Source organism: Flavobacterium niveum, assembly GCF_055231775.1.
The window spans coordinates 175,496-187,215 of sequence record NZ_JBUYSX010000004.1 but is presented as its reverse complement, the minus strand read 5'-3'; the positions used below and the strand labels follow the sequence as shown (position 1 = coordinate 187,215).

Genomic DNA, 11,720 nt, shown 5'->3' with positions numbered 1-11,720 from the left:
AGCAGCGCTGCTACTGTACGTTTTGTGCGTGCAGGGCAGCGTTCTTTTTTTCGTATTGGTTGATGATAATGTCAAAATACTGGGTGTTGTACATCGGCATCATGGTGTAGAAGAATTTTTCGCGGGCTTCATGGCCTTGCGGCAGTTGCACATGGTGCAGGTCTTTTTCCAGTATTTTCCAGATGAGTTCGGTGCAAAACAGCTCATGGTCGTCATCTATTGTGCCTTTATGGTCAAAGGGAATACCTTTGGCAAGGTAAGCATCGGCAAGGAGGCCTATTTTACAGCCCAGTGTAGTATCACAATCTTTTGTGCGGGTAATAATGATCTTATCGGGAGCGGAATATTTCAGGAAAGTATCCAGCGGCTGCATTTGCACGCCGTCTATTTCCGATACATCAGACGATAGCGAGTGGATAACCTGCCAGCGGTTATTTCGCTTAACAAGTATACCGGCATGGGTAACGTCTATGGGCCCCGTATTAAGGTCAGATGCAACATAGTCGCTAAAAAAGCCGAAACCCCGCCTCAGGATAAAATCGCCTTCCTGAAGCTTTTGCATATCGGCAGCAGTAAGCCGGGTGGCATTGCGGTAACGTTGTACGGCATGCACTTCAGACAGGTGATCGGCATAAAAAAAGCCCCGGTACAGGGCTACTAATAATAAAATAACCACTGCCGTAAGCGTGAATATTTTTTTCAGGCGGGCAGTGGTTTTTATTTTCATGATGAAATCACAAATTATTCTGCAGGGGCAGCAACAGTATCCATAGGGACAGCTGTAGTGTCTTCAGCAGTAGCAGGGGCAGCAGGAGCGCCGGCACCCGGAGCGCCTTCTTTGTTTTTGTCTTCTTTGTTGATGGTTACTTTCCAGTCGTCACCTACTTTTTTAAGTGTAAGCGTTTTCTCGTCAGTACTTTCTGCATCTTTACCGCTAAGTTTGTACTTTACGGTAGCAGTAGTTTCTTTTTCGTCAATCTCAGAAGATACGATTTCTACTTTAATGTCTTTCTTTTTGGCTTCTTCTTTTTTCTCAGGTGTCATCATGCCGCCTACCATGCCAAGCATAGAGCCTGTTTGCTCATCGGCATATTTTTTAGCCTCGTCAAATTCACCTTTGTTTATAGCCTCAAGGAATTTTTTTGCTACTCCTTCAGGACCGTTTTCGTTACCACATGAAACAAGAAGGCCAAGTGATAAAAATGCAAATACTGCAATAATTTTTTTCATACTAATCGTGGTTGTTAAATTTTTGTAAAGATAATTTTTTGATTTCACAAAACAACCCTTTAAAACAATATTTTATCTGTAGGGATATCTTTACCGTTTACCCACGTGTACGGGTGGTTTGGCCATCGGGATGTTGTTGGCGCCGCTGCTTTCCTTGCCGCCTGTCACCTTCCAGCCATCGGTTTTTTTAATAAGCTTAATGGTTTTTACCCCGCTTTCCTTGCCATTGATTTTAAGGTCTACTTTTACCGTGGCTACAGAGTCTTTTACTTCAGACGAAAGTACCGTAACATCTACGTCCTGGGCAGAAAGTTCTTTCTTTTTAACTTCGGGGATAAACTGGTCTATCATGTCCAGCATTTTAGATGTGGCATCATCTGCATACTCCTGTGCTTCCTTGTATTCACCCTTGTTTGTAGCTTCCACAAATTCTTCGGCTACATCTTCAGGGCCATCGGCACACGAAACCAGCAAAAACATCAATGCACATACAGGGATACAATTTGAAATTTTCATTAATAAATGGAGTTGATTCAGGTTATACAAAATTAACGGATTCTCCTGATTTAAATTGTAAATAACCCAAAATAAATTATAATAAGAAATCCCGCACAGCACGGGATTCCATTATTATGCTATGCGTGCCTTTTATGCTTCTGTAACAGTAACAAGCGCTGCAGCTGCCTTAGCTTTCTCCACAATTTCCTCCACAGGGGTTTGTAGTGTATCGCTTACCAGTGCCACACCCATACGGCGGTACGGTCTTGTAGTAGGCTTGCCAAACAGCCTGAAATCGGTTTTGGGCAATGCGGCAATCTGCTCAATTCCCGTAAATACCGGCGTACCTGTACCCGATGCAAGTATAACGGCACTGGCGCCTGCTTTTTCAAGGGTTATTTCGGCAATAGGCAGGCTCAGTATGGCGCGCAGGTGCAGTTCAAACTCGCTGAAGTTTTGCGTGCCTGCAAGCGTTACCATACCTGTATCGTGTGGGCGTGGCGACAATTCGCTGAAATACACACCTTCATCCGCAAGGAAAAACTCCACCCCAAAGATGCCTGCACCGCCAAGGGCTTCGGTAACCTTACGGGCCATGTCCTGTGCTTCGGCTATGTCTTTATCGCTTACGTGGGCGGGCTGCCAGCTTTCCTGGTAGTCGCCACGCTCCTGCCTGTGGCCTATAGGCGCGCAGAAAAGGGTTGGCCCCACATTTTGTGTTACGGTCAGCAATGTAATTTCACTGTTGAAGTTTACAAATGCCTCAACAATAACCTCCACCACATCGCCACGGCTGCCTTCTACGGCATATTTCCATGCTTTTTCTACATCGGCTTCGGTTTTTATAGTGCTTTGGCCCTTGCCACTGCTGGACATTAACGGCTTTACCACACATGGCATACCCACTTCCGCTACCGCTATTTGCAGTTCCTCTGCCGATGTAGCGTAACGGTAATTTGCTGTGCGCAGGCCAAGGTCTTTTGCAGCAAGGTCGCGTATGGCTTTACGGTTCATGGTGAAGTTGGCAGCTTTGGCACTCGGCACTACGGTAATGCCTTGTTTTTCGTAATCGTAAAAACGCTCGGTACGTATGGCCTCAATTTCAGGGACTATAAAGTCCGGCTGGTGCTTGGCTACCACAGCATCAAGCGCGGCGCCATCAAGCATATTGATTACTTCAAATCCGTGTGCTACCTGCATGGCAGGGGCGTTTTCGTAACTGTCTACAGCTATAACGGTTTGCCCAAGGCGCTGTGCGGCAATTACAAATTCTTTGCCCAGCTCACCCGAACCTAAAAGGAGTATTTTCTTTTGCATACAGAAGCCCCCTACCCCCAAAGGGGGAACTGCCGGAGGTAAGCAGTGTTATGTTGTTTATTGTATTGTACAAAGGTAAATAAATTAGGGCGAATAGATATGCCTTGTTTTGTAGTCGACCCTGAAGGGGTCGCGTGTATTAGCCAAGGGCAACGCCCTTGGTAAACGAAATTAAAACCATTCATGATTCCCCGGCATTTCATCCCGGGGGTAATACGCGCGACCCCTTCAGGGTCGGCATAAAAAAATCCCGCCATTGGCGGGATTCTAATATATAAAGTAAAATGAATTACTCGGTTACGGCAGCTTTAATCCTGCGTAGTGCCTCTACAAGCGTATCGTCGTCTGTAGCATACGAGAAACGGATACAGCTTGGGTTACCAAATGCATCACCGGTTACGGTAGCCACGTTAGCATGCTCCAACAGGAACATTGAGAAATCGTCTGCATTTTTAATTTCCATACCTTTTAGTGTTTTGCCAAAGTAAGCAGACACATCAGGGAATACATAAAACGCACCTTCAGGAACGTTGATTTTAAACCCGGGGATTTCCTTAACAAGGCCTACCACAAGGTCGCGCCTGCGGTGGAATGCACTCACCATGTCTTTAAGCACACTTGGGTCAGCCTGAAGCGCAGTGATGGTAGCACGCTGTGCAATACTGTTAGCACCGCTGGTTACCTGGCCCTGCATTTTAGTACACGCCTTAGCTATAAACTCAGGAGCGCCTATGTAGCCTATCCTCCAGCCTGTCATGGCAAATGCCTTAGCCACACCGTTTACGGTAATGGTACGGTCAAACATACCAGGTATGGTTCCTATGCTGCAGAAGTTGCCGCTAAAGTTAATGTGCTCATATATTTCGTCGCTTACAATGTAAATCTGCGGGTATTTTTCCAATACTTTGGCTATAGCCGTAAGCTCCTCACGATTGTAAACAGAACCACTCGGGTTACACGGCGAACTGAACATAATCAGTTTTGTCTTTGGCGTAATGGCGGCTTCCAGTTGCTCAGGGGTGATTTTAAAATCACTCTCTACCGATGTAGGAACCTCAACAGGGGTAGCCTCAGCCATTTTCACCATTTCGGCATAGCTTACCCAGTACGGTGCAGGCAGTATGGCCTCATCACCCGGGTTAAGCATCACCTGGCATACGTTGTACAGCGACTGCTTGGCACCTGTAGAAACCACAATGTTGCCCGGCTTATAGTCCAGGTTATTATCGCGTTTAAATTTCAGGATGATGGCATCCTTCAGCTCGGCATAACCGTCTACCGGGGGGTAGGTGCTGTAGTTATCTTTAATGGCCTGTATGGCGGCCTCTTTAATAAATTCAGGGGTATTAAAATCGGGTTCGCCAAGGCTAAGGCTTATAATATCTATACCCTGTGCTTTTAGTTCCCTTGCTTTTGCGGCCATGGCCAGCGTTTGCGATGTAGATAAGTTGTTAATCCTGTCTGAAAGCGGATTTGCTTTTGTCGTCGTTGTTTCCATTATATCGGTTTTATTCTCCTGTAAATGTGCGCGTCAAAGGTAAATATTAAACCGCTATGTAAAGGCATTGTTAAGCAGTAATTTCATCACGGAAATGTGTACTTTTGTCAAAAATTTGAACTGATGGAGGAAATTTTACAGTATTTCCCTAACCTTACCGAAACCCAAAAGGCGCAATTCGCTGCGCTTGAAGGGCTGTATAAGGACTGGAATGCCAAGATAAACGTGATTAGCCGCAAAGACATAGACGAACTCTACACCCGCCACGTACTGCACTCGCTGGGCATAGCCAAGGTTATGGAATTTGTACCCGGCGCCAATGTGCTCGATGTGGGTACCGGCGGTGGATTCCCCGGCATTCCTCTGGCAATATTGTTTCCTGAAACCAATTTTTACCTGGTGGATGTCATTGCAAAAAAAATAAAGGTGGTACAGGAAGTGGCCGCAGGACTTGGCCTGAAGAACGTCCGTGCCGAACAGAAACGTGCCGAAACCATTAACGAGGAGTTTGACTTTATCGTGAGCCGCGCCGTAACCAACATGCCCGACTTTGTAAAATGGGTACGCGGCAATGTGAAGAAAGACCAGCAACATACATTGCCAAACGGCATCTTATACCTTAAAGGCGGCGACCTTACCGAGGAACTGAGTGTTTTCCAGAAGGTGACCGTTTACAACCTGCCCGATTATTTTGAAGGTGAGTTTTTTGAGACTAAAAAGGTGGTGCATTTGGCTATGAAACATAAATAAGGTTATTTGGTTATACGGTAATGTGGTTATTCGATTTTTGTGGATTTGTTAATTCGAAAAATTATAAAACACATTTTTTAGAGATGTCTCCACTTCGCTGCGCTTCGGTCGACATGGAACACATAACCGTATAACCAAATCACCGAATAACCTATTTAATCCGTTCCAAAACGCCTTTCCGCTTTACAATGTTCTTGTAATCCCATTGTATGTCGCGGCTTTTTTGCAGCCAGCGTTGCAGGTCGGCAATGTCCACCTCTTCTACGGAGGTGTAGCGCTTTTCGGCAGCCTTAAACTTACCTTCTACCTGAAGCCCCGGTTCTTCAAAAGTCTGCCCACTCCAGAACAGCAGCCGCACCGAGCCTTTCAGTTTACTATACCCCGCCACGGGATTGCCGTCTAAAAACCACACGGGGTGTGCATGCCAAATCTTGCTCTCAGCCTCAGGGAGTGCGTCGTTTATCGTTTCAAAAAGCACATTGCAAATTGCCTTATCTCCTGCCGCCTGGGCATTATTATATTCCTGTATTGTTTCCATATTGCTTGTTTGTGGATATGAAGATACTGATTTCTGTTAAGAAAAATTAAAAATGAACCGTCTACAGTTACTTCACATAAACAAAACTTCATTTCGTCGACACAAACATATCCACTCATCTAAAATTCAGACACATGCCATTTCACCGTTGTACATTTGTATCAGAATCAGGGAACAAGCCTGACATAAATAAGAAGTAAAGTTTTTTTCATAATTGGTTTTTGATTGGTTTTTAAAAACGTCCCGCAACTCCAAAAGCGGGACGTTTTTTTGTTTGGTTAAGACGCATGCAATACGCTCTACAGAAGATGTTAAGGAAATCCTAAAACAAAAAGCTGGCAGTTACTTCACATAAATAAAAACTCATTTCATCGACACAACTACACCCACTCATCTAAAATTCAGCCACATGCTGTTTTACCGTTGTACATTTGTATCAGAATCAGGGAACAAACCTGACACAGATTTCAAGAAGTAAAGTTTTTTTTCATAATTGGTTTTTGATTGGTTTTTAAAAACGTCCCGCAACTCCAAAAGCGGGACGTTTTTTTGTTTAGTAGAGACGCATTGCATACGTCTCACTCTTTTAAAAATATATAAATAGACGCATGCAATGCGTCTCTACAGTCGGAAAACAACACAGCCGCTTCCGGGAGACCCAAAAGCGGCTGTGTTTATAATATTTACAAAAACTATCCCAAAAACGGATACCTGTAGTCTGTAGGTGGCACAAACGTTTCTTTAATGGTACGCGGCGATACCCAACGGTAAAGGTTCAGTACTGAGCCTGCCTTATCGTTAGTACCCGATGAGCGCGCACCGCCAAACGGCTGCTGGCCTACAACGGCACCAGTAGGCTTATCGTTTATGTAGAAGTTACCCGCAGCATTTTCAAGAGCTTTTGTAGCCTCTTCGGCAGCGTAGCGATCCTGGCTGAAGATGGCACCGGTAAGTGCATACGGGCTGGTTTCGTCTACCAGTTTTAGGGTTTCAGCCCACTTGGCATCTTCATACACATATATGGTAAGTACCGGCCCGAATAGCTCGGTAGTAAGGGTTTCGTATTTAGGGTTTGTGGTAACAATAACCGTAGGCTCTATAAACCAGCCTACTGATTTATCATAACCGCCACCGGCTACAATCTCGGCATCAGGAGATGCTTTTGCAGCGTCGATGTATTTGGCAAGCTTATCAAACGAACCTTCGTGGATAACAGCTGATACGAAATTGCCCATATCTTCAGGCGAACCCATTTTAAATGAGTTGATGTCCTTAACCAAAAGTTCTTTTACCTCTGGCCAAAGCGATGCAGGGATGTAGGCACGCGATGCTGCTGAACATTTTTGACCCTGGTATTCAAATGCACCACGGCTTAAAGCAGTAGCTACCTCAGCAGGCAGGGACGATGGGTGTGCCACCACAAAGTCTTTACCGCCGGTTTCGCCAACTATGCGCGGATAGGTTTTGTATTTGCTTATGTTTTGGCCTATCTGGCCCCAAATACCGTTAAATATTGCTGTAGAACCTGTAAAGTGTACGCCTGCAAAATCAGGGCTGCTGATCAGGGTTTCGCTTATCATTACCGGGTCTCCATGAACCATGTTGATTACACCGGCAGGCAGGCCTGCAAGTTTAAACACTTCCATGATTACCTGTGCGCTGTATACCTGGCTGGCGCTTGGCTTCCACACCACCACGTTACCCATAAGGGCAGGTGCGGCAGGCAGGTTACCCGATATGGCTGTAAAGTTAAACGGCGTTATGGCGTATACAAAACCTTCAAGCGGACGGTACTCCAGGCGGTTCCATATCCCTTCAGACGATATAGGCTGCTCAGCATAAATCTGCTGCATGAACTCTACATTAAAGCGTAGGAAGTCAATAAACTCACACGCCGAATCTATCTCGGCCTGGTGTACAGTCTTGGCCTGGGCTATCATGGTTGCTGCGTTTATTTTGGCGCGGTAAGGGCCTGCAAGCAGTTCGGCAGCTTTAAGGAAAATAGCGGCACGGTGCTCCCAGCCCAGGCTTGCCCATTTTTTGCGGGCTTCCAGTGCGGCAGCTATGGCCTGCTCTATGTGTTGTTTTTCGGCTTCGTGGTACGTGCCTACTACTTTTTTATGGTCAAACGGAGGGTTTATGGTTTTAGTTTTCCCTGTACGGATTTCCTCTGCGCCTATGTAGTTTGGCACATCTACGGTAGTACTGTACATCTGGGCAAAAGCAGCTTGTACCTGCTCTCTTTCTTTAGTGCCGGGGGCGTAACTCTTTACGGGTTCGTTTACGGCCTTTGGCACGTTATAAATTCCTTTAGGCATGTTGTTTATTGTTTAAAGTCTCACGTTGTTTTTCGGCAAAATAAATTTTGCAGCACAAAGTTACGAATAACCATCCGAACGGCAAGTCAACATCTATTGATTACCCCTACCCGATTTTTACCACTAAGGGCACAACGATTTTCACGGGGCTCACAAAGTTTGAGTACCTAAACCCATACACTTTACAGAAGTACACAAGGGCTTTTCCTGCGGAAAAGCAGAACCCACACAAAAAAGCCGAAGGGGCTGTTACCGCACTACGACCGGCAACAACCCCTTTGCAAAAATATATTAACCTAACTAACTTAATTAAAATCGAACCTTACGCCCAGTGAAAAGTTATTGTACCCTTCAAAGCTGTGTGTAAATACCTCCTGAAGGTCGTACTTGGCGTAGATACTCACGGCATCATAACCCACATAAGCGCTAAGGCCGTACACAAAGTCGTTTACATTATAGTCGCCTTTGGTTTTGTTTTTCACCCTGTTACCAGCATCATCATTGTATTTAATGATTTGTTTTTCCTTTACGTTAAAACCGGCATAGCCACCTATACCTACCCTGAAACTTTCGTGTGAAGGAAAGTACACTTTATCGTCTTTCACCTGCTTTTTGGTAAAGTCAAATTCCAAGTGCGCAGGCACTACCAGGTTTACATAGCGCAGGCGGGCTACGTCTACATTACGACCAAAGTCTACCAGCATGGTTTGGTTGCCGTCTACTGCAAATACCCTGTTATTATCAGGACGCAGGTTGTTGTACTGCAGCGAAAGGCCATATTTTGCATGCAGCAGGTTGTGGTCTTTCATCAGGCGGGTATTCCAGGTAACGCCTACCTCGTAGAAATCTGACCTCCACTTAAAGCCATCGGCAGCGGTACCGTCTTTTACCAGGCGGTTTACACCCAGTGCATACACAAACTGAGACGTGGTACGCTTATAGCCGCTGTAATGGCGTACAGAATCATGCTCAGCCCTATTATACTTATCGTTATAATAGAACCCAAAACGCTTAGCCTTAAAAGTTTCGTTTATTTTACCGTCAACTTTATCTTTTACCAGCCCAGCCAGTTTTTCTTCCTCCATGCCCACACGGTTTTCTATGTTGCGTGCCCTTTTTTCGGCGTACTCTTTTTTACGGGTTTCCGCGTCCTGTGCGGTAATCTCATTTTTTTCCAGCAGCAGGTTTATTGCATCTACCTCCACTTTAAGGGAATCTTTTTCTTCCTTGGTGATTTTCTCAATGTTTTCAGAGATTTCCGCAGCCCTTTGTGCGAAAGTCTGCCCGTGCATTTTGGTTGCTAAAAAGCATAGCAATGCCATTACATAAAAAGTGATTGCTTTCATGTTCGTTAAAATTTAAAATTTTTGATGATTTGATGATTGAACTATTGCAGGTTGCGCGTTGCCACTGCGCTTCTTACGGTATTATATTTTTTCTGTACAGAATTAATTACTTTACTACGGAAACTCTCATCCAGCTCACCCTCCACACTGTTCAGCAGCGCGTTAGAGCTTACTTTCAGTTTCGGCTGGCTTTGAGAAGCCACGGCCATACCTGGCTGTGCTTTACCTTCCACACTGGCCAGTAGCGCATTGGCATCTACCTTAAGTTTGTTTGATGCCGAGGCAGTTTGCTCATGCGATTGCACCGGTATTTGCGGGGTATTTTGGGCTATTTCCTGTTTTACCGGGGTTACCTCTGCTGGAGGTTCAGGCGTAACACCATCACAGCCTATTACATGTTGTTTTGTTTCTCCTTTTGCAACAGCATACACCGGTTTAGCAGGTGTAGCGGTTACATTTTCTACAGCAGGCGTATCATTTACAATGGTAGGTTTCACAAATTTCGTAGTAACCACCTGAGGCGTGTTGCCTGTATTAACACCACTGCCGTTATCCTGCCTGTTAAGGAAGAACATTCCCAGGCCGATGAGTACCACCACACTGGCCGCCATGTACAACCAGCCACGGTTGTTCTTTTTCACAGGGATTACTTTTTCTTCCTGCTGCTCGGCTACGGTAAGCATGGCATCGAGCCTGTCCCATGCCATAGGCGAAGGGTTTATGGTACGCCCTTCCAGCTTTTGCTTTATATCCTGTTCCAGTTTATTCGGTTCCATTTTCGTAATTCTTTTGTTTGTTAATCTGCTCCTGCAGCATCTTCCTTGCATGGCTCAGCTGGCTTTTGCTTGTCCCCTCACTAATCCCCAGCATCTGCGCTATCTCCTGGTGCTTGTAGCCTTCTATGCAATACAGGTTAAAAACCATTTTATATCCTTCGGGCAGTGCGTCTATCAGGCTTTGTATATCGTCTACCGAAAGGTTGCTCTCTATATTGTTGTGCGTGTCTTCAGCATAATACTCATCTTCCAAAAAGCCCACCTTCTTTTGTACCCTGAGGTAGCTTATGCACTCATTTACCATTATCCGCCGTATCCATCCTTCAAAACTGCCTTTGTGTTCAAAGTTCTTCAGGCTTGTAAACACCTTCATAAAAGCAGTAATCATTACATCTTCGGCCAGGTGCAGGTCTTTTATATATTGCCTGCATATCCCCAGCATCTTGGGTGCGTGTTTAGAGTAGATGCTGTGCTGGGCGTGCCGGTTGTTTTCGGCGGCCTGCCGTATCAGCTCTTTCTCATCCCTATGTAATGCTATTACTTTCAAAACTCTTATTGGTTACGGTTTCTATTTACAAAGACGAGGCAACTTAAAAAATGGTTGCATGGACATGAAAAAAAATTCACTTTTTTAAAGATAAAAATAAAAAACGCTGCTAAAACGCAGCGTTACAAACATTTATAATGAAAAATTATTTTAACCAACTCAGGTCGGCACCAGTATCTATCTCTTCAGGTTCCATACCGTGGCGGAACAGCCTTGCCTGTAAATCGCCCTTAAGCAGCACAGTAGTACCGTTTACTTCCAGCCAGCTGCCTTCGCGCAGGCCCAGTACCGGCTGCGTATTAAACATATGGAATTCCTTGATGCGGGTTTCGCGGGTTTCGCCCATATGAGTACTTCCCGGCTGCGGGTCCAGATAATGCGGGTTAATGTTAAACGGTATGGCCCCAAGGGTCTTAAAGCTCGGCGGGTATATTATTGGCATATCGTTAGTTGTTTGCATGGTAAGCCCGCAAATATTACTGCCTGCACTGCTGCCCAGGTAGGGTACGCCACGGTTTACCGCATTAACAAGCGCAGGCATAACACCCGTCTTATACAACTGGCTCACCAGCAGAAAGGTATTGCCACCTCCGGTAAACACGCCCTCAGCGTCGGTTAACGCGGCTGCCGGGTCATCAAACTCGTGGATTCCCCTAACGGTAATGTTTAACTTTGCAAAGAAAGCCGCCGCACGCGCGGTATAATCGTCATGGGTTATACCTCCGGGGCGTGCATACGGTATAAAGATAAGCGAAGTACAACCTGTAAAATGCTGTTGAAGCGTGGGCAACAGGTATTCTAAGTAGCCGCCGCCGTGCAATGTAGATGTACTCGCAATAATTAGTTTTTTCATTCGTTTAATTACTTGTAGTGCCGGGTAAAGTTACAAAGTTTTTACAACC

General features: G+C 45.4%; 12 protein-coding genes. 1 reads left to right on the top strand and 11 read right to left on the bottom strand.

The genetic code is table 11. The features are described 5' to 3' along the window. Positions 1–10: 10 nt before the first annotated feature. The 5 genes from ACZIX4_RS11555 to ACZIX4_RS11535 form a co-directional block, all read right to left on the bottom strand. Positions 11–727 carry a YiiX/YebB-like N1pC/P60 family cysteine hydrolase gene (locus ACZIX4_RS11555; protein WP_463335794.1) on the bottom strand — a complete coding sequence of 239 codons (717 nt, stop codon included), beginning with the start codon at positions 725–727 and terminating at the stop codon, positions 11–13. 14 nt (positions 728–741) lie between these two features. After that, a complete protein-coding gene (locus ACZIX4_RS11550; RefSeq protein ID WP_463335793.1) occupies positions 742–1,230 on the bottom strand; it encodes a DUF4878 domain-containing protein in 489 nt (162 codons plus the stop codon). Positions 1,231–1,320: 90 nt separating this feature from the next. Beyond that, on the bottom strand, positions 1,321–1,746 hold the full coding sequence (locus ACZIX4_RS11545; RefSeq protein ID WP_463335792.1) for a DUF4878 domain-containing protein: 426 nt from the start codon (positions 1,744–1,746) through the stop codon (positions 1,321–1,323). Between the two features lie 132 nt (positions 1,747–1,878). Next, on the bottom strand, positions 1,879–3,045 hold the full coding sequence (gene purT / locus ACZIX4_RS11540) for a formate-dependent phosphoribosylglycinamide formyltransferase (protein ID WP_463335791.1): 1,167 nt from the start codon (positions 3,043–3,045) through the stop codon (positions 1,879–1,881). A 289-nt stretch (positions 3,046–3,334) separates the two neighbouring features. After that, positions 3,335–4,543, bottom strand: coding sequence for a pyridoxal phosphate-dependent aminotransferase (locus tag ACZIX4_RS11535; protein ID WP_463335790.1), 1,209 nt, complete (start codon positions 4,541–4,543; stop codon positions 3,335–3,337). 123 nt (positions 4,544–4,666) lie between these two features. On the opposite strand from ACZIX4_RS11535, the gene rsmG reads away from it, so the two are divergent. Next, complete coding sequence (rsmG, locus tag ACZIX4_RS11530) at positions 4,667–5,293, top strand: 16S rRNA (guanine(527)-N(7))-methyltransferase RsmG (RefSeq protein ID WP_463335789.1); 627 nt, start codon at positions 4,667–4,669, stop codon at positions 5,291–5,293. A 151-nt stretch (positions 5,294–5,444) separates the two neighbouring features. On the opposite strand, the gene ACZIX4_RS11525 is transcribed toward rsmG, so the two are convergent. The 6 genes from ACZIX4_RS11525 to pepE form a co-directional block, all read right to left on the bottom strand. Next, a complete protein-coding gene (locus ACZIX4_RS11525; RefSeq protein WP_463335788.1) occupies positions 5,445–5,831 on the bottom strand; it encodes a DUF1801 domain-containing protein in 387 nt (128 codons plus the stop codon). Positions 5,832–6,523: 692 nt separating this feature from the next. Beyond that, the gene (gene pruA / locus ACZIX4_RS11520; protein ID WP_463335787.1) at positions 6,524–8,149 is read right to left on the bottom strand and encodes an L-glutamate gamma-semialdehyde dehydrogenase; all 1,626 of its coding nucleotides are present in this window, start codon (positions 8,147–8,149) and stop codon (positions 6,524–6,526) included. A gap of 305 nt (positions 8,150–8,454) precedes the next feature. Beyond that, on the bottom strand, positions 8,455–9,495 hold the full coding sequence (locus ACZIX4_RS11515) for a hypothetical protein (protein WP_463335786.1): 1,041 nt from the start codon (positions 9,493–9,495) through the stop codon (positions 8,455–8,457). A 41-nt stretch (positions 9,496–9,536) separates the two neighbouring features. Then, positions 9,537–10,271 (bottom strand): hypothetical protein, encoded by a 735-nt coding sequence (locus ACZIX4_RS11510; protein ID WP_463335785.1) that lies wholly within the window; start codon positions 10,269–10,271, stop codon positions 9,537–9,539. Continuing rightward, complete coding sequence (locus ACZIX4_RS11505; RefSeq protein ID WP_463335784.1) at positions 10,258–10,818, bottom strand: RNA polymerase sigma factor; 561 nt, start codon at positions 10,816–10,818, stop codon at positions 10,258–10,260. The genes ACZIX4_RS11510 and ACZIX4_RS11505 overlap by 14 nt, the downstream gene beginning before the upstream one ends. A 145-nt stretch (positions 10,819–10,963) precedes the next feature. Further along, complete coding sequence (gene pepE / locus ACZIX4_RS11500; RefSeq protein ID WP_463335783.1) at positions 10,964–11,671, bottom strand: dipeptidase PepE; 708 nt, start codon at positions 11,669–11,671, stop codon at positions 10,964–10,966. Positions 11,672–11,720: the final 49 nt, after the last annotated feature.

What these genes read in the sequence shown, in the direction of transcription:
- ACZIX4_RS11555 (WP_463335794.1), bottom strand. Translation starts at nt 727, where the DNA reads ATGAAAATAAAAACCACTGCCCGCCTGAAAAAAATATTCACGCTTACG.
- ACZIX4_RS11550 (WP_463335793.1), bottom strand. Translation starts at nt 1,230, where the DNA reads ATGAAAAAAATTATTGCAGTATTTGCATTTTTATCACTTGGCCTTCTT.
- ACZIX4_RS11545 (WP_463335792.1), bottom strand. Translation starts at nt 1,746, where the DNA reads ATGAAAATTTCAAATTGTATCCCTGTATGTGCATTGATGTTTTTGCTG.
- purT (WP_463335791.1), bottom strand. Translation starts at nt 3,045, where the DNA reads ATGCAAAAGAAAATACTCCTTTTAGGTTCGGGTGAGCTGGGCAAAGAA.
- ACZIX4_RS11535 (WP_463335790.1), bottom strand. Translation starts at nt 4,543, where the DNA reads ATGGAAACAACGACGACAAAAGCAAATCCGCTTTCAGACAGGATTAAC.
- rsmG (WP_463335789.1), top strand. Translation starts at nt 4,667, where the DNA reads ATGGAGGAAATTTTACAGTATTTCCCTAACCTTACCGAAACCCAAAAG.
- ACZIX4_RS11525 (WP_463335788.1), bottom strand. Translation starts at nt 5,831, where the DNA reads ATGGAAACAATACAGGAATATAATAATGCCCAGGCGGCAGGAGATAAG.
- pruA (WP_463335787.1), bottom strand. Translation starts at nt 8,149, where the DNA reads ATGCCTAAAGGAATTTATAACGTGCCAAAGGCCGTAAACGAACCCGTA.
- ACZIX4_RS11515 (WP_463335786.1), bottom strand. Translation starts at nt 9,495, where the DNA reads ATGAAAGCAATCACTTTTTATGTAATGGCATTGCTATGCTTTTTAGCA.
- ACZIX4_RS11510 (WP_463335785.1), bottom strand. Translation starts at nt 10,271, where the DNA reads ATGGAACCGAATAAACTGGAACAGGATATAAAGCAAAAGCTGGAAGGG.
- pepE (WP_463335783.1), bottom strand. Translation starts at nt 11,671, where the DNA reads ATGAAAAAACTAATTATTGCGAGTACATCTACATTGCACGGCGGCGGC.